This is a genomic window from Nocardioides massiliensis (assembly GCF_030811215.1).
In the GTDB taxonomy this organism is placed as follows: Bacteria; Actinomycetota; Actinomycetes; order Propionibacteriales; family Nocardioidaceae; genus Nocardioides_A; species Nocardioides_A massiliensis.
Genome location: NZ_JAUSQM010000001.1, coordinates 1,693,763 through 1,711,614 on the forward strand (window position 1 = coordinate 1,693,763; position 17,852 = coordinate 1,711,614).

15 protein-coding genes are annotated in these 17,852 nt (G+C 69.0%); all 15 read left to right on the plus strand.

What is annotated here, in order from left to right; translation table 11 throughout:
• Positions 1–87 precede the first annotated feature (87 nt).
• On the plus strand, positions 88–1,260 hold the full coding sequence (locus J2S59_RS08405; protein ID WP_306825007.1) for an MFS transporter: 1,173 nt from the start codon (positions 88–90) through the stop codon (positions 1,258–1,260).
• 35 nt (positions 1,261–1,295) lie between these two features.
• Entirely contained in the window at positions 1,296–5,012 is a 3,717-nt protein-coding gene (locus J2S59_RS08410; protein WP_068119385.1) for a nitrate reductase subunit alpha, read from the plus strand.
• A 2-nt stretch (positions 5,013–5,014) separates the two neighbouring features.
• Positions 5,015–6,739 carry a nitrate reductase subunit beta gene (gene narH / locus J2S59_RS08415; RefSeq protein ID WP_306825008.1) on the plus strand — a complete coding sequence of 575 codons (1,725 nt, stop codon included), beginning with the start codon at positions 5,015–5,017 and terminating at the stop codon, positions 6,737–6,739.
• Positions 6,736–7,449 (plus strand): nitrate reductase molybdenum cofactor assembly chaperone, encoded by a 714-nt coding sequence (gene narJ, locus J2S59_RS08420; RefSeq protein WP_068117933.1) that lies wholly within the window; start codon positions 6,736–6,738, stop codon positions 7,447–7,449. Before narH ends, narJ begins: the two co-directional genes overlap by 4 nt.
• Positions 7,449–8,180, plus strand: a complete 732-nt coding sequence (gene narI, locus J2S59_RS08425; RefSeq protein WP_068117931.1) for a respiratory nitrate reductase subunit gamma — start codon at positions 7,449–7,451, stop codon at positions 8,178–8,180. Before narJ ends, narI begins: the two co-directional genes overlap by 1 nt.
• Before the next feature lie 107 nt (positions 8,181–8,287).
• Positions 8,288–8,626 carry an EthD family reductase gene (locus J2S59_RS08430; protein WP_068117926.1) on the plus strand — a complete coding sequence of 113 codons (339 nt, stop codon included), beginning with the start codon at positions 8,288–8,290 and terminating at the stop codon, positions 8,624–8,626.
• The gene (locus tag J2S59_RS08435) at positions 8,623–9,357 is read left to right on the plus strand and encodes an SDR family oxidoreductase (protein ID WP_068117923.1); all 735 of its coding nucleotides are present in this window, start codon (positions 8,623–8,625) and stop codon (positions 9,355–9,357) included. The genes J2S59_RS08430 and J2S59_RS08435 overlap by 4 nt, the downstream gene beginning before the upstream one ends.
• A gap of 92 nt (positions 9,358–9,449) precedes the next feature.
• Positions 9,450–10,619, plus strand: a complete 1,170-nt coding sequence (locus J2S59_RS08440) for an ABC transporter substrate-binding protein (protein WP_068117919.1) — start codon at positions 9,450–9,452, stop codon at positions 10,617–10,619.
• 57 nt (positions 10,620–10,676) lie between these two features.
• Positions 10,677–11,540 carry a branched-chain amino acid ABC transporter permease gene (locus J2S59_RS08445; RefSeq protein ID WP_068117915.1) on the plus strand — a complete coding sequence of 288 codons (864 nt, stop codon included), beginning with the start codon at positions 10,677–10,679 and terminating at the stop codon, positions 11,538–11,540.
• On the plus strand, positions 11,540–13,504 hold the full coding sequence (locus tag J2S59_RS08450; protein WP_068117913.1) for a branched-chain amino acid ABC transporter ATP-binding protein/permease: 1,965 nt from the start codon (positions 11,540–11,542) through the stop codon (positions 13,502–13,504). Before J2S59_RS08445 ends, J2S59_RS08450 begins: the two co-directional genes overlap by 1 nt.
• On the plus strand, positions 13,497–14,240 hold the full coding sequence (locus tag J2S59_RS08455) for an ABC transporter ATP-binding protein (protein WP_068117909.1): 744 nt from the start codon (positions 13,497–13,499) through the stop codon (positions 14,238–14,240). The genes J2S59_RS08450 and J2S59_RS08455 overlap by 8 nt, the downstream gene beginning before the upstream one ends.
• A gap of 56 nt (positions 14,241–14,296) precedes the next feature.
• Positions 14,297–14,647, plus strand: a complete 351-nt coding sequence (locus J2S59_RS08460; RefSeq protein WP_068117906.1) for a Zn-ribbon domain-containing OB-fold protein — start codon at positions 14,297–14,299, stop codon at positions 14,645–14,647.
• The gene (locus J2S59_RS08465; protein WP_068117903.1) at positions 14,644–15,795 is read left to right on the plus strand and encodes a thiolase family protein; all 1,152 of its coding nucleotides are present in this window, start codon (positions 14,644–14,646) and stop codon (positions 15,793–15,795) included. The genes J2S59_RS08460 and J2S59_RS08465 overlap by 4 nt, the downstream gene beginning before the upstream one ends.
• Positions 15,792–17,045, plus strand: coding sequence for a cytochrome P450 (locus J2S59_RS08470; protein ID WP_306825009.1), 1,254 nt, complete (start codon positions 15,792–15,794; stop codon positions 17,043–17,045). The genes J2S59_RS08465 and J2S59_RS08470 overlap by 4 nt, the downstream gene beginning before the upstream one ends.
• Positions 17,042–17,836: an SDR family NAD(P)-dependent oxidoreductase gene (locus tag J2S59_RS08475; protein ID WP_068120405.1), complete on the plus strand. Its 795-nt coding sequence runs from the start codon at positions 17,042–17,044 to the stop codon at positions 17,834–17,836. The genes J2S59_RS08470 and J2S59_RS08475 overlap by 4 nt, the downstream gene beginning before the upstream one ends.
• The last annotated feature ends 16 nt before the right edge of the window (positions 17,837–17,852 follow it).

Consider the following 17,852-nt stretch of genomic DNA (forward strand, 5'->3'; position numbering starts at 1 on the left):
TCGCCACCCGGAGGACGGAGCGCACGGATGACCCAGCAGGCCGAACAACACCAAGAAGGCGTTCAACGGAGCGGGAATCCCTGGCTGATGCTGGCCATTGCGACCCTCGGCTTCGCCATCAACTTCTGGGCGTGGGCGCTGATCAGCCCACTCGGCCCGCTGTGGCGCGGCGACGGGACGCTCGGTGACCTGAGCGAGGCCGACGTCTCGCTGATGGTGGCGGTGCCGGTCATCGTCGGCTCGCTCGGCCGTATCCTCGTCGGCGCCTTCACCGACAAGCTCGGCGGACGGGTGATGTTCCCGCTGGTCTCCGCCGCGACCGTCGTACCCGTCCTGTTCCTGGCGTTCTTCGCCCTCGAGTCCTACGCACTGGTGCTGGTGGGCGGGTTCTTCCTCGGCATCGGAGGTACGGCGTTCGCGGTCGGCGTGCCGTTCGTCAACGCCTGGTTCCCGCCGGCCCAACGCGGACTGGCGGTCGGCATCTTCGGTGCCGGCATGGGCGGCACCGCGATCAGCGCACTCACGACCGTCAAGCTGTACGACGGGCTCGGCACGAAGGCACCCTTCCTCATCACCGCGGCCGCGCTGGCGGTCTATGCCGTCGTCGCCTGGGTGGTCCTGCGCGACGCGCCCGGCCGCACCGTCCCGACCACGCCCCTCGGCGCCCGGATCGTCGCCACGGCGAAGCTGCCCATCACGTGGCAGGCGTGCATCCTCTACGCCGTCGCGTTCGGCGGCTACGTCGCCTTCTCCGTCTACCTGCCCGCCTACCTGATCGCCGCCCACGACCTCTCCGCGGCCGACGCGTCCAACCGGATGGCGGGCTTCGTCGTCCTGGCCGTCCTGATGCGCCCCGTCGGCGGGTGGCTTGCCGACAAGCTCGGCGCGATCCCCGTGCTCGCCGTCGGCTTCGCGATCGTCGTCGTGGGTGCTGCGATCTCCGCCGGCACCCCGCCGCTGGACGGCATCGGCACCATCGCCTTCCTCGCGATGGCCGCAGCCCTCGGCTCCGGCAGCGGTGCCACCTTCGCGCTCATCGCCCAGGTCAGCGACCCGGCCCGGGTGGGCGGCATCACCGGCCTGGTCGGCGCAGCCGGCGGGCTCGGCGGGTTCGTGCCGCCGCTGATCATGGGCTACGTCTACGGCCGCACCGACTCCTACGCCATCGGCCTGTGGCTCCTGGCGATCACCGCCGCCCTCACCCTCCTGCTCACCGTGACCATCGTCCGTCGTACCGCCGAGGAGAGGAAGCCTGCGTGACCACTCACCCCGAGGAGACCGCCCGCACGCCAGGGATGGACACGCCCCTCACCGATGCCCTGGTCGGCACGCGTCGCTACCTCACCCGGGGCGTGGTCTCCGAGGACAGGCGGATGCTCACCAAGAAGGGCGGGCGCGAGGCCGACGACTTCTACCGCGACCGGTGGGCGCACGACAAGGTCGTACGGTCCACACACGGTGTCAACTGCACGGGTTCGTGCTCGTGGAAGGTCTACGTCAAGGACGGGATCATCACGTGGGAGACCCAGCAGACCGACTACCCGTCGGTGGGTCCGGACTCCCCGGAGTACGAGCCCCGCGGCTGCCCGCGCGGTGCGGCGTTCTCCTGGTACACCTACTCCCCGACGCGGGTGCGCTACCCCTACATCCGCGGCGTGCTGCTGCAGATGTATCGCGAGGCCAAGTCCCAGCACGGCGGCGACCCGGTGAAGGCCTGGGCCCACATCGTCGACAACCCGCTACGCGCCAAGGCCTACAAGTCCGCGCGCGGCAAGGGTGGCCTGGTCCGGGCGTCGTGGGACGAGGCGGTCGAGATGATCGCGGCGGCCCACGTCCACACCATCGCGAAGTGGGGTCCCGACCGGGTCGCAGGCTTCTCGCCGATCCCGGCGATGTCGATGGTCTCGCACGCCTCCGGTGCGCGCTTCCTGCACCTCATCGGCGGCTCGATGCTGAGCTTCTACGACTGGTACGCCGACCTGCCGGTGGCCTCGCCCCAGGTGTTCGGCGACCAGACCGACGTGCCCGAGTCCGGCGACTGGTGGGATGCGGGCTACCTGATCATGTGGGGCTCCAACCTGCCGGTGACGCGGACCCCGGACGCGCACTGGATGGCGGAGGCGCGCTACCGCGGCCAGAAGGTGATCGCGGTAGCGCCCGACTACGCCGACAACGTGAAGTTCGCCGACGAGTGGCTCGCCCCGCATCCCGGCACCGACGGTGCGCTCGCGATGGCGATGGGGCACGTGCTGCTCAAGGAGTTCTTCGTCGACCGCGAGACGCCGTACTTCCGCGACTACACCAAGCGCTACACCGACCTGCCGTTCCTGGTGCGGGTCGACGAGGTCACCGAGGGGGACCAGACGCTCCACCGCCCCGGCAAGTTCCTCACCGCCGCCGACCTCGAGGCGCACCGCGACGACGAGAACGCCGCCTTCAAGACCGTGCTGGTCGACGGCGCGACGGGTGAGCCGGTGGTGCCCAACGGCACCCTGGGCCACCGCTTCGGGCCCGACGGCGAGGGCCGCTGGAACCTCGACCTCGGCGACGTGGACCCGCGACTGTCGCTGCTCGAAGAGGGCGCGGAGTCGGTGGAGATCGAGCTCCCGCGCTTCGACAACCCCGACGGGTCCGCGGGTTCGGTGCGTCGGGGCGTGCCGGTGCGCCGCGTCGACGGTCACCTCGTCACCACCGTCTTCGACCTGATGCTCGCGCAGTACGGCGTCGGCCGCCCGGGTCTACCCGGTCAGTGGGCCAGCGGGTACGACGACGCCGAGTCGCCCTGCACCCCGGCCTGGCAGGAGCAGTTCACCGGCGTGCCCGGTGAGGCTGCGGCTCGGATCGGGCGGGAGTTCGCGCAGAACGCGGAGGAGTCCAAGGGTCGCTCGATGATCCTCATGGGCGCCGGCACCAACCACTGGTTCCACTCCGACACGATCTATCGGGCGTTCCTCGCCCTCACGACCCTCACCGGCTGCCAGGGCGTCAACGGTGGGGGATGGGCGCACTACGTCGGGCAGGAGAAGGTCCGTCCGATCACGGGCTACAACCAGGTCGCCAACGCGCTGGACTGGAACCGTCCGCCGCGCAACATGATCCAGACGGCGTACTGGTATCTCCACACCAACCAGTTCCGCTACGACCAGTTCGGCGCCGACACGCTCTCGGCGCGCACCGGTGAGGGCCAGTTGGCCGGCCGCAGCACCGCCGACGTGATCGCGCAGAGCGCCCGGCTGGGCTGGTCGCCGTCGTACCCCACCTTCAACAAGAACCCCCTCGACCTCGCCGACGAGGCTGCGGCGGCCGGCACCAGCACCGCCGAGCACGTGGTCGCTGGCCTGAAGGACGGGTCCTTGGCGTTCGCCTGCGAGGACCCGGACTCCCCGGAGAACTTCCCCCGGATCCTCTCGATCTGGCGCGCCAACCTGCTGGGGTCGTCGTCGAAGGGCAACGAGTACTTCCTCAAGCACCTGCTCGGCACCGACTCGTCCGTGCGGGCGACGGAGACGCCAGAAGACCTGCGCCCGCAGGAGATCACGTGGCACGACGAGGCGCCGGAGGGCAAGCTCGACCTGCTGCTCACGCTGGACTTCCGCCAGACCAGCACGACGTTGTTCTCCGACGTCGTGCTGCCCGCGGCGACCTGGTACGAGAAGCACGACCTCAACACCACCGACATGCACCCGTTCGTGCACTCGTTCAACCCGGCGATCGCCCCGCCGTGGCAGACACGCACCGACTGGGATGCCTGGCGAGCGATCGCGACAAAGTTCAGCGAGCTCGCCGGCCCGCGGCTCGGCACCCGGCGCGACGTCGTCGCCGTACCCCTCATGCACGACACCCCGGACGCGATGGCGACGCCCCACGGCATCGTCAAGGACTGGAAGGCCCGCCCGGGCAAGCCCGCCGAGTGCGAGCCGGTGCCCGGCGTCACGATGCCGAAGCTCGTCGAGGTCGAGCGCGACTTCGGTGCGGTCGGCCAGAAGATGACGGCACTCGGTCCGCTGCTCGACAAGCTCGGCGCCACCACGAAGGGGGTGACCTTCGAGCTCGGCAAGCAGATCGACTACCTGCGCGCCAAGAACGGCGCCGTCCGCGGTGGGGTCGCCGACGGCCGACCGAAGCTGGAGCGCGACGTGCACATGTGCGAGGCGATCCTCGCGATGTCGGGCACCACCAACGGTCACCTGGCGGTGCAGGGATTCAAGCAGCTGGAGAAGCGGACCGGTCACCAGATGCACGACCTGGCCGCCGAGCACGAGGGCAAACAGGTCACCTTCGCCGACACCCAGGCCGCACCCGTCCCGGTGATCACCTCCCCGGAGTGGTCCGGGTCCGAGTCCGGGGGCCGGCGCTACTCGCCGTTCACCATCAACGTCGAGCGGCTCAAGCCGTGGCACACATTGACCGGGCGACAGTCGTTCTATCTCGACCACGACTGGATGACCGAGCTGGGCGAGAACCTGCCGGTCTTCCGACCACCGCTCAACATGGCGGCGTTGTTCGCCGAGCCCGCCATCGGCGACGTCGCCGATGCCGGCGGGCCGGCGGTCGAAGGGGTGACGGTGCGCTACCTGACCCCCCACAACAAGTGGTCGATCCACTCGGAGTACCAGGACAACCTGTTCATGCTCTCGCTCTCCCGCGGTGGGCAGAACATCTGGATGAGCGACAAGGACGCGGCCAAGGTCGGCGTGGAGGACAACGACTGGATCGAGGCGGTCAACCGCAACGGCGTCGTGGTGGCCCGCGCGATCGTCTCCCACCGCATGCCGGAGGGGACTGTCTACATGCACCACGCGCAGGACCGGCTCATCGACGTACCTCTCTCCGAGACGTCAGGCAAGCGGGGCGGCATCCACAACTCGCTCACCCGGCTGCTGGTGAAGCCCTCCCACCTGATCGGCGGCTATGCCCAGCTGTCATGGGCGTTCAACTACATCGGACCGACCGGCAACCAACGCGACGAGGTGACGGTCATCCGTCGTCGTTCGCAGGACGTGGAGTACTGACGATGAAGGTCATGGCCCAGATGGCGATGGTGATGAACCTCGACAAGTGCATCGGGTGTCACACCTGCTCGGTCACCTGCAAGCAGGCGTGGACCAACCGATCGGGCACGGAGTACGTGTGGTTCAACAACGTCGAGACCCGCCCCGGGCAGGGTTACCCGCGCACCTACGAGGACCAGGAGGAGTGGAAGGGCGGCTGGACGCTGACCAAGCGTGGCCGGCTGACCCTGAAGGCCGGCGGTCGGTTCAAGAAGCTGGCGACGATCTTCTCCAACCCGAAGATGCCCTCGATCGAGGACTACTACGAACCCTGGACGTACGACTACTCCACCCTCACCGATGCCCCGGCGCAGGAGCACACGCCGGTCGCGCGGCCGAAGTCGCTGCTGACCGGCAAGAACATGAAGGTCACGTGGTCGTCCAACTGGGACGACAACCTCGGCGGCTCGGCGGCGACGGCGAAGCACGACCCGATGCTGAAGAAGATCGGCGACAAGGTGAAGTTCGAGTTCGAGCAGACCTTCATGTTCTACCTGCCGCGGATCTGCGAGCACTGCCTGAACCCGTCGTGTGCAGCGAGCTGTCCCAGCGGTGCGATCTACAAGCGCTCCGAGGACGGCATCGTGCTCGTCGACCAGGACCGCTGCCGTGGTTGGCGGATGTGCGTGTCGGGGTGCCCCTACAAGAAGGTCTACTTCAACCACCGCACCGGCAAGGCGGAGAAGTGCACCTTCTGCTTCCCGCGCATCGAGGTGGGGATGCCGACGGTCTGCGCCGAGACGTGCGTGGGGCGGCTGCGCTACATCGGTCTCGTGCTCTACGACGCCGACGCCGTGCTGGAGGCGGCTTCCGTGCCCGACGACCACGATCTCTACGAGGCGCAGCGCTCGGTGCTGCTCGACCCCAACGACCCCGAGGTCGTCCGCGCGGCCGAGCGCGACGGGATCCCGCGCGACTGGATCGAGGCCGCGCAGCGCTCGCCGATCCACGCGTTGATCAACGTCTACAAGGTGGCGCTCCCGCTGCACCCGGAGTACCGCACCATGCCGATGGTCTGGTACATCCCGCCGCTCTCGCCCGTGGTCGACGTGGTGCGCGAGACCGGCTACGACGCCGAGGACAAGGGCAACCTGTTCGCCGCGATCGACGCGCTGCGCATCCCCATCGAGTACCTCGCCGAGCTGTTCACCGCCGGCGACGTCGCGCCCGTGGACCGCGTGCTGAAGAAGCTCGCCGCCATGCGGTCCTACATGCGCGACATCAACATGGGCCGCGACCCCGACGGCTCCATTCCCGCCGGCGTCGGGATGACGGAGGAGGAGATGTACGACATGTACCGCCTCCTCGCAATCGCGAAGTACGAGGACCGCTACGTGATCCCGCCGGCCCACGCGGAGCAGGCGCACTCCCTCGAGGAGATCGGCACCGAGTGCGCGGTGTCGGAGTACGGCGGGGGCCAGCAGGGTCTGTTCGGTGAGGGATCCGGGATGCCGACACCGATCGCGGTGGAGAACTTCCAGATGCTGCAGGACCGCCAGACGGCCGACTCGCTGGCGGCGCCGGACAGCAAGAGCGACCGGGTCAACCTGCTCAACTGGGACGGCAAGGGCAAGCCGCAGGGTCTCTTCCCACCACCGCCGGACGCCGACGGTGACCGGCCGGCCGCGGGACTCACGGGCGGCACCGACGGACCGATCCCGGGCGAGGGCGAAGGAGGCCCCCGATGAGGCTCGCGACACGGCGTCGGCGGACGACCGGCCTCGAGCACGAGCAGCTGCTCTGGGCGTGGCAGTCGGCGTCGCTGCTGCTCGGCTACCCCGACGACGACCTGCGGGCGCGACTGCCGTTGGTACGCCGCGCGGTCGAGGCGCTGCCCGACTCGGTCGCCGGTCCGCTCGGCACCACCCTCGAGCACCTCGAGCACGTCGACTGGGACCAGGCGCAGGCGGACTATGTCGAGACCTTCGACACCCGCCGTCGGCACAACCTCTTCCTCACCTACTTCGCCCATGGCGACACCCGCAAGCGCGGGCTCGCGCTCCTGCGGTTCAAGCAGACCTACCTCGAGGCCGGCTTCGTCCCCGACGACTCCGAGCTCCCCGACCACCTCTGCGTCGTGCTGGAGTTCGCCGCAACCGTCGACGCCGCCACCGGCAAGCAGCTGATGCTCGATCATCGCGCCGGGCTCGAGCTGCTGCGGATCTCGCTCGCCGAGGTCGGTTCGCCCTGGGCCGGTGCGGTCGCCGCCGTGTGCGCGACCCTCCCGCCCCTCGGCGAGGACGAGTGGGACGCCGTACGCCGACTGGCTGCGGAGGGCCCGCCCGAGGAGGAGGTCGGGCTCACGCCGTACGCCACACCGGGCTTCGACCCCGGCCCGGCCGCACCCGAAGCGGGTCCGGTCACCCTGCCCATGCCGTCGTTCCCGGGAGCGCGCTGATGGACGTCTTCCTCTGGGTGATCGTGCCCTACATCTGCCTGGCCGTCTTCGTCGTCGGCCACTTCTGGCGCTACCGCTACGACAAGTTCGGCTGGACGACGCGCTCCTCGCAGCTCTACGAGGACCGGCTGCTGCGATGGGGGAGCCCGCTGTTCCACTTCGGGATGCTCGGCGTCGTCGGCGGCCACGTCATCGGCCTGCTGATTCCGCGTTCGTGGACCGACGCCATCGGGATCGACGACCACCTCTACCACTACATCGCCGTCGTCGGCGGGCTCGCCGCCGGGATCCTCACGGTCGTCGGGATGGTCATCCTGATCTACCGCCGACGCACCATCGGACCGGTCTTCTCCGCGACGACGGTCATGGACAAGGTGATGTACGCCTTCCTCGCCCTGGCCATCGTCTTCGGGATGTGGAACACCATTGCCGGCTCGATCTTCACCATCGGCGGGGAATACAACTACCGCGAAGGCGTCTCGGTCTGGTACCGCCAGTTCCTCGCCTTCCAGCCCGACCCCTCGCTGATGGCCGAGGCGCCGCCGGGATTCCAGCTGCACGCGATGACGGCGTTCCTGCTCTTCGCAATCTGGCCCTTCACCCGGCTCGTCCACGTCTTCAGCGCGCCGCTCGGCTACGTCACCCGGCCCTACATCGTCTACCGCAGCCGCGACACCACGCAGCTCGGGAGCCACAGCCCGCGGCGCGGGTGGGACCGCGCGGGGCGCTAGCTGCCGGCTCGACCGGGCTATGTGATCCGCGCTACACAAAACGGATAACCTTCTGTATGTTTGGTTATCCGGCTTCACGTGATGCCGGTCACCCGTGGGGAGGCGCGATGTTCAAGCTCATTGCCTGTTGGTCCGCACCGTCAGCCGAGGACGAGGACGAGTTCGAGAAGCACTACGCCGAGGTTCATCTCCCGGCCGCCGCGAAGGCGCCGGGGATGCGGCAGCTAGTGGCGACGCGCACGACCAGTGGTCTCGAAGGTGCCGAGTCCGGGTTCTATCGGGTCGCCGAGCTCGTGTTCGACTCGAAGGCGGACCTCGAGACCAGCGAGCAGTCCCCGGAGTGGGCTGCCATGCGCGCCGACGCCGGGGTCATGATCGAACGGTTCGGAGTGAGCCTGACGGTCGGCATGGGCGAGGTGCACGAGGTCGATCTGGGGGCGCGATGACCATCCTGGTCACCGGGGGCTCCTCCGGGATCGGTCGCGCCATCGCGGTGCACTGGGCAGGTCTCGGGCACGACGTGATCGTCAACTACCACGCCAATGACGGTGCTGCCGAGGAGACGAAGCAGGTCGTGGCCGCCGCTGGCGGACGTCCGGTCCTGGTGAAGGCTGACGTAGGGACGCAGGACGGTGTCCGCGCGGTGACCGAAGCCGTGCGTCGCGAGACCGAGGTGCTCGATCTCTACGTCCACTGCGCCGCGCTCGCTGTCACCGGGGGAGCGCTCGAGGTTGATCCGACTCTGCTGGCCCAGGCGATCGCGGTCAACGGCACCTCTCTGGTGCCGCTGGTCCAGGGGTTGCTGCCGGTGCTCCAGCGTGGCAGCAGTGTGGTCTACATCAGCAGCCGCGGCGCGCGCTCGGTTGTGCCTTCGTACGTCGCCTTGGGGCCGTCCAAGTCCTTGGGAGAGGCCCTGATCCGCTATCTCGCTGTCGAGCTAGCGCCGCACGGGGTCCGCGCCAACACGATCGCAGCGGGGCCGCTGGATACGCCGGCGTTCCGCACGATGTTCGGAGACAGTGCGCAAGCACGGCTGGACGGCGCCGCGGCCGCAAATCCCAGTGGGCGGGGCCTGGGCTTCGATGACGTCATCGCCGCGCTCGAGCTGATCACCGCCCCCCAGAACGTCATGATCCAGGGGCAGACCCTGATGGTCGACGGGGGCATCTCCCTCTAGGAGTCCGTCCCGGGTTCGGGCACGGTGCCCGGTTCGGGTGCTGCCCGGCCTCGATTCAAACCGATCGTTTGTTACTGAGAGATGGAGCAGGAATGTCAACGAAGAAGATCGTGGCGGCGCTGTCCAGCGCCGTGCTGCTCAGCGGTGCGCTGGCGGCGTGCAGCGACTCGGGCATGGGCGGCGACTCCGCGTCCGGCGGCCTGAACGTGAAGGCTGGAGTGATCGGTCCCAAGACGAGCCCCGCCTCGCAGTACTGGACCGAGCTGGAGCGCGGCATCGAGCTGGCGCAGGACGAAGCGGAGGAGCGCTACGGCGTGACCTTCGACCTCGTCAAGCGTGACGACAAGGGCGAGCCCGAGACGGGGGCGCGCCTGATCCAGGAGCTGTTGAACCAGGAGCAGGTCGATGTGCTGTTCGGTCCCTCGCTCTCAGGCGTCGCCCTCCAGGTCGCGCCGATCATCCAGCGATCCGGGCGGCCGTGGATGACGGGAATCCCGACAGCCGACGAGATCATCGACTACTCGGCGCAGCCGAACTGGGCCTTCCGCACCAACTACAACAACGCGCAGAACATCGAGGCCGTCGCCGCCACGGCCTTCGGCGAGGGCAAGACCGTCGGAATGATCTATGGCACCGACGGCTTCGGCCAAGCGGGTTATGACGCTGTCCGCTCCTACGCCGAGGACAACGGACTCGACCTCGTGAAGGCCGAGGGTGTGGACCCCGGAGCGACGTCGATGACCGCGCAGGTCAACGCCCTGAGGCGGGACGGGGTCGACACCGTCATCGTCTGGTTCACCACCGGTGCCGACCACGCCACGATGCTGCGGAGCATGGCGCAGGTCAGCTACGAGCCGGAGGTCGTGGCCACGGCGACGATCCTCGACCCAGCGTTCACCGAGCTCTCGAAGCCGGCGGAGTGGGACGGCACGGTGTTCGCCGCTCCGATCGACTTCCAGGCCCCCGAGCTGACTGACCTCACCGACCGCTACGAGGAGGAGTACGGCGAGGAGCCGCTGATCCTCACCGCGGTGTGGTCGTTGTACTCCGCGACGCTGACCTACGCGGCAGCCGTGGCGGAGGCCGGCGACGCCAATGACTACACGGCGGTCCGCGACGCGATGGAGTCCCTGGAGAGCGTCGAGGTCCTCGGCCAGACGTTCGACCAGCCCTTCGCCGAGGACGACCACGAGCTGTTCACCCCCGACGACTGGATCGCCTACCGCTTCGACGAGTCCGGCGAAGTCGTCAAGGTCGACTGACCAGCGGCCGGGCTGGCGCACGCGTCAGCCCGGCCACCCATCCTCTGAGGAGCACGCATGGACTCCGTCCTCGTCGGCATCACGATCGGCGGACTGTACGCCCTGGTCGGACTGGCATTCGTCCTGACCTTCCAGACGACCCGCACCCTGAACTTCGCGCTGGGTGAGTTCATCACCGCAGGCGGGTTCGCTTTCCTGGCGTTCGTCGCCCTCGACCTGCCCGCCTGGCTCGCACTGGCCTTCGCGGTCGTCGCGATCGGCATCCTGGGGGCCATCATCGAGCGCCTGGTCGTACGTCCGTTCAACTCAGGTGCGCACGACATCAGGTGGTTGCTCACGACCGCAGGGCTGTCACTGATCATGCTCGACCTCCTGCGCAACTCGCAGGGTGCCGGCACCCGAGCGGTCGGTGACATCGGGTTCGACGGCTTCACCGCCATCGCGGGCGTGCGCGTCAGCACGCAGCTGTTGTTCATGCTCGTGCTCGCCGTCGTCGTGACTCTCGCACTGACCTGGTTCACCCAACGCACGCGCGTGGGCACCATCTTCCGCGCAGTCGCCGAGGACCGCGAGACCGCGTCCTTGATGGGGATCAACCCCGCTGTCGTTGCGCTCGGCGCCTACGCACTGGCCATGGGGATCGCAGCCCTCGCCGGCGTGATGTACAGCGCGGAGGTAGGACTCTCGATAGGCACAGGGCAGTCGCTGCTCGTCGCCGGATTCGCCACGGCGATCCTGGGCGGACTCGACAGCATCCCCGGAGCGTTGCTCGGAGGACTGGTGTACGGCGTCACCTCGGTGGTGGCCATGGATCTGTTCGGCACCGCGGTCGGAGGAGTTCTCGGACTGGTCCTGACCGTGGTCGTCCTTGCCGTGCGCCCCCAGGGTCTGCTCGGCCGCGTCGTGATGGAGAAGGTCTGATGTCCACTGTCGACGGCTACCGACGTAGCCTCCTGCGCAAGGACCTGCTGGTCCTCCTCGTTGCCGTGACCATCGCAGCGGTTGCGGTCGTTCCCGGCATCGGCGGCGACCCGATGACGATCTCCCGGAGTCAGTCGATGGGGGCTATCGGCGTCGCCCTCATCGCGGCGTGCGGACTGAACTTGCTGGCCGGGTACGCCGGACTCGTCTCGCTCGGTCAGGGCGCGTTCGTCGCGATCGGTGCCTATCTGAGCGCCTGGGCGATGCTCGACCTCGGGCTCTGGTGGCCGCTTGCGATCGTGGCGGCGATCGCCGCATCAGCCGGCGCCGGGGCCGTCCTCTCGCTTGCCGCAGCCCGCCTGTCCGGGCCCCAAGTCGCGATGATCACCTTGGCCTTCGCCATCGTGGTGCACCGGTTGTTCAACGAGCTCGGGATGTTCGGTCGGCTCGCCGGCTACCCGAACGTCTCCAACCACGACACGTCGTTGCTCGATCCCGTGACGATCGGAGGGGTCGCGCTGGAGCCGCCGTTGTTCGCCGGCACATCGCCGTTGGTCATGCTGCTCGTCGCCGTCGTGGTCGTGCTCGCCTTCGTCGCGTACCGCAACCTGACGCAGTCGGCGTGGGGGCGGAGCCTGCGAGCGATCGCCACCAACGAGATCGTCGCCTCCCACATCGGGATCAACGCCCGCCGTCGCAAGACCGCGGTCTTCACCGTAGCCGCAGCCTTCGGCGGCGTGGCCGGCACGATGCAGACGCAGCTGCAGGCGCACCTGCAGCCGGAGTCCTTCACGTTCACGCTAAGCCTCAGCCTCGTGATCATGGTCATCCTCGGGGGGGCTGGCCGGCTCTACGGCCCGGTCGTCGGTGTGCTGGTGTTGATGACGCTCGAGCACTCCAACGCCATGCACGCGCTCGTCGAGTTCCAGCAGGAGAACCTCAGCGACAGCTGGTTCCTCTCGGACGAGGGCCTCACCGGTCTTCTGCTGATCCTCACCCTGGTGTTTCTTCCGTCAGGGATCGTCGGCGGGGCCCAGCAGCTGCGCTACCGGCGGTCCCGGCGTACCGAGGCCGCTCCCGACCCCGAGGTGGCAATCGACGCTGATGCGACGATCCGTCGCGAAGCCGCTCGGCATGAGGCGTCCACGACGCCGCTTGCCGAGCTCCCCGTAGCCATGGAGCTGGCGAACGTCACCCACCGGTTCTCCGGCCTGATCGCGGTCGACGACATGCAGCTGACGCTGCGCGCAGGGTCGATTCACGCGCTCGTCGGACCCAACGGTGCCGGCAAGACGACCCTGGTCAACCTGACCACGGGCGTCTACCCGATGCAGGGCGGGTCGTCGAGCTCGATCCTCGGGACCGAGGCGACAGGACTCCCACCCCACGAGATCTACCGCCTCGGGGTTGCGCGCACCTTCCAGACCCCGCAGCTGTTCCACGGCGAGTCGGCTCTCGTCAACGTGATGTCGGGTCTCGACGCCCGCCTGGGCCAGTCCTTCCTCGCCACGCTCCTGCGGCTTCCCCGAATCCGCAGGCTCGAGGCGGAGGCGCGCGAGCGCGCAATGGAGCTGCTGCGTCGGTTGGGGATCGAGGAGCATGCTGAGGTGCCCACGGGCGAGCTTCCCTACGGACTCCAGCGAGCGGTGGAGCTCGCGAGGGCGTTGGCGAGCGACCCGAAGGTGCTCATCCTGGACGAGCCGGCGGCGGGACTGAACCCGTCGGAGACCTACGAGCTCGGCACCACGCTCGAGGCGATCGCCGCCTCCGGTGTCGCGATCCTGCTCGTGGAGCACGACATGAGCCTGGTCATCCGGGTCGCGGATGAAGTCACCTGCATGGAACGCGGCGCACGGATCTATCACGGGGACGCGGCCGGTCTGCAGCAGGACGAACAGGTGCTCACGGCGTACCTCGGCGAAGGTCACGTCACCATCAAGGGAAAGGGCGGAGCCGATGCTTGAGGCGCGAGGGGTCGCCGCCGGCTACGGGTCGGTGGACGTTCTACGCGGCATCGACCTGACACTGGCGCAGGACGAGGTCGTCGCGGTGGTCGGGGCCAACGGAGCCGGGAAGAGCACGCTGGTCCGCACGCTGACCGGGTTGCTGACCGCCCGGTCGGGAACCATCACGATGGACGGTGACGCGATCACGACCACATCAGCCCATGCGCGCGCCCGTCGCGGGCTCGTGATGGTGCCCGAGGGCCGTCGGCTCTTCGCAAGCCTGACTGTCCAGGAGAATGTCGATCTCGGGCGGTCCGCGCGTGCGGGGCGGTCCGACGTCGACCCGTTCGAGGTACTGGGAGACATCTTCCCAATCCTCGCCGAACGGGCTCACCAACGCGCCGGTCTGTTGTCAGGCGGGGAGCAGCAGCAGGTGGCCCTCGCCCGCGCGCTGGTCGGTCGACCGCGCTACCTCTTGCTGGACGAGCCTTCGCTCGGGCTGAGCCCGGCCCTCACGACCCGGCTGTTTCAGACGGTCGCGAAGATCCGGGAGCACCTCCCGGTGGGGATCCTCCTGGTCGAGCAGATGGTCGACCGCGCCCTGGAGCTTGCTGACCGGGCGTACGTCATCGAGCGCGGCCAGGTGGTCCTCGAAGGACCTGCGTCCGAGGTAGCTGCCTCCGGTGAGGTCCAGCGGGCCTACCTCGGAGAGGTAGGGAGCCGCGAGGAGCAGCGCGGCGAGGAGACGAGGTAGCCAAACTATGGTTTGCTTAACTGGCTGCACCGCCAGCCGTAGAGGAGGACACGACCATGAGTGATCCGCGTCCGCGAGTCGAGCTGTCCGACCCACCGCGCATCGTCGGGGTCACGTGCACCCGATGCTCCCACCCGATGCCGACCCCGCGCCCGGCCTGTGCCGTGTGCCGGGGGCCGGTGGCCGAGGCGCGCTTCGGTCCCGACGGGGTCGTGTGGTCTGCAACCGTGGTGCGCATCGCCGTCGGTGACCGCACCCCGCCCTACGCCCTGGCCTACGTCGACCTCGACGGCGGCCCGCGGGTCCTCGCCCACGTAGACGGCCAGGAGTCCGCGCCACCGGTCGGGAGTCGCGTGCGTCTCGTTGCCCCCACCGCCGGCGACGTCACCGTGGAGGTGGTCGCGTGAGCCAGTGGATCCGAGGGGTCGGCACCTCTCACTTCGGCAAGCAGCGCGACGTCTCTGTCGCCGAGCTCGCCTGGCAGGCGATCGGCGAGGCGCTCGTGGACGGTGAGGGCGTGGATCCCGGACGGATCGATGCGGTCTACGTCGGAAGCGTGTTTGGTGAGCCGGGCGTCGCCATGCGGGCCCTGCAAGGGTGTGCCATCACGGGCGTGCCGATCGTGACCGTCGAGAACGCCTGCGCCAGCGGCACCTCCGCCCTCCACGAGGCCGCCTTCGCCCTCGAGTCCGGTCGGTACGAGACCGTCCTCGTGCTGGGCCTGGAACACATGTCGACGCTGTTCAGGGGACCGATCGTGCCGCAGCAGAGCGACACGGAGGGCCGCACCGGTCTGGCGATGCCCAGCATGTACGCGATGGAGGCCAGCCGGTGGCTGCACGAGGGCCGCGTCACCCTGGAGCAGCTGGCGGCGGTGTCGGTGAAGAACCACCGGCACGCGCTGCACAACGCTCGCGCCCAGTATCGCGGTGACTACACGATCGCCGAGGTCCTGGACTCACCGATGATCTCGGACCCCCTGACGCTGTTGCAGTGCAGTCCGATCTCGGACGGTGCAGCGGCCGTCGTCCTCTCGGCACGGCGCGGCTCCGGCCGCGACGTCGAGCTGCTCGCCAGCGCACAGCTGTCCGGAGGACCGTGGGACCACCGGAGCACCAACGTGTGGGGCTACCAGCTGATCCACGACACCGCGCAGACGGCGTACGCAAAGGCGGGGCTCGGGCCTGCGGACGTCGACCTCGCCGAGGTGCACGACGCGTTCACGATCGGCGAGCTCACCACCACGGAGGCGCTCGGGCTCGCGGGTGAGGGCGAGGCAGGGCGGATGGCTGCGGACGGGGTCACGGCACTGGGTGGCCGGCTACCGGTCAACCCGTCCGGGGGTCTGCTCTCGCGCGGACACCCGCTGGGCGCGACCGGAGTGGCGCAGGTGGCCGAGATCGCTTGGCAGCTGCGAGGCGAAGCAGGAGGACGGCAAGTGACCGGTGCTCGAGTGGGCCTGGTCGAGACCATGGGCGGCGGAGTCTCGGGGGTGGACGGCAATGCCTGCGTCGTCGCGCTCCTGAGGGCCGCAGAGGGCAAGGGAAAGTCATGACAGACGTCAGCGCACACGACCAGGCGGACCTCGACGAGATCCTGTCGCCGTCCGCGGTCGCCGACCCGTACGGCTTCCTCGAGCGGCTGCGTGCGAGCGATCCCGTCCACTGGAATGCGCGTTACCGGTCCTGGGTGCTGACCCGGCACGCGGACGTCGGCGCGGCCATGTCAGACCTCCGTTTCTCCTCGGACCGCATCTCGCCCGTGATCCAGCGCGAGCGCCGCAAGGAGCGTCCCGACCTCGACCTGGTCGAGACCCTGGAGCTGCTCAACGGCTGGTTGGTGTTCCGGGACCCGCCGGAACACACGCGCTTCCGCCGGCTCGTGCACAAGGCCTTCTCGCCCCGGATCATCGCGGCGATGCGTGCAGAGGTCGAGCGGATCGCCGACGAGCTCCTGGACGAGGCCCGTGACCGTGCGGGTGCGGACGGGGCGATCGACCTGGTCCAGGAGGTTGCCTTCCCGCTGCCGGCGATCGTGATCGCCAGCATGCTCGGGGTGCCGCCCGAGGACCGGGCGCTGTTCAAGAACTGGTCGGACGACATCTCCGCTTTGGTGTTCGGGGCGATGGAGGACCCCGATCGCCACGACCGTGCCCAGTCCGGGATGGCTGAGCTCGTGCGCTACATCAGCCAGCTTCTCGAGCGCGTCAGCGTGGAACCGGGTGAGGACCTCGCGACGGCGCTGGTCCAAGCGCGCGACGGTGACGAGGCGCTCACCCAGGAAGAGCTCGTCGCGATCTGCGTGAACCTGCTGTTCGGGGGCCACGAGACGACGACGAACCTGATCGCCAACAGCGTGCTCGCTCTCGCGCGGCACCCCGCACAGGCAGACCTCCTCCGCGAGGAGCCAGCGCTGATCAACAAAGCCGTCGAGGAGCTCCTGCGTTACGACGGACCGGCCAAGGCGGTCGTCCGGCTCGCGGCGGAGGACGTAGAACTTGGGGGGCGCACGATCGCGGCGGGTGACCGGGTCTTCCTCATGCTCTCCGCGGCCAACCACGACCCGGAGGTCTTCGACGCTCCGCACGAGCTCGACTTCCGTCGGTCCAAGGGCGCGCACCTGGCCTTCGGCATCGGGGTGCACTACTGCCTCGGGGCTACGCTGGCTCGCCTGGAGGCGAGCATCGTGATCCCGAGGATCTTGCAGCGCTTCCCCTCGCTGACGATCGCCGACCAGGAGCTCGAGTGGAACCCCGTGATCCTGACCCGCGGCCTGCGCAGGCTCCTGGTCAGGCTGGACGGATGACGCACGACGCTGCGCTCGGGCCCGGGGAGTTGTTCAGCCTACGGGGCAAGGTCGCAGTGGTGACGGGGGCCTCGTCCGGGCTGGGCGTCCGCTTCGCCCACACGCTGGCCGCGGCGGGCGCGGACATCGTCCTCGCTGCGCGTCGCACCGAGCTGCTCGAGGATGTCGCTGCCGCGATCCGGGCGAGCGGGCGGCGTTGCATCGCGGTGCCCACGGACGTCTCCCGTCGGGAAGACTGTGACGGCGTCATCCGCGAGGCTGCCGCCCAGTTGGGTGACGTTCACGTACTCGTGAACAACGCCGGCATCAGTCGCACCGAGCCAGCGCACCACGAGGACCTCGCGGACTTCGCCTCGATCGTGGACGTCAACCTCACCGGGGCCTACGCCATGGCGCAGGCCTTCGCTCGCCAGTGCATCGCCTCCGGTCACGGGGGCAGCATCGTCAACATCGCGTCCATCCTCGGGATCGCCGCGAGCACCACCCCGCAGGCGGGCTACTCGGCGTCGAAGGCCGGGCTGCTCGGGCTCACGCGCGACCTTGCGGTGCAGTGGTCCGGCCGCAAGGGGATCAGGGTCAACGCCCTGGCGCCGGGGTTCTTCTCGTCAGAGATGACCCAACCGCTGCTGGCCGATCCGACGCGGCTGCAGGAACTGACCGCCCGGACCGCGTTGGGCCGGCTTGGCGAGGCGGACGAGCTGGCAGGGGCGCTCCTGCTCCTCGCGAGCGACGCGGGGTCCTACATCACGGGCGTCACGCTGGCCGTCGACGGCGGGTGGACCCTCCACTGACCCGTCGTAGGTCCGC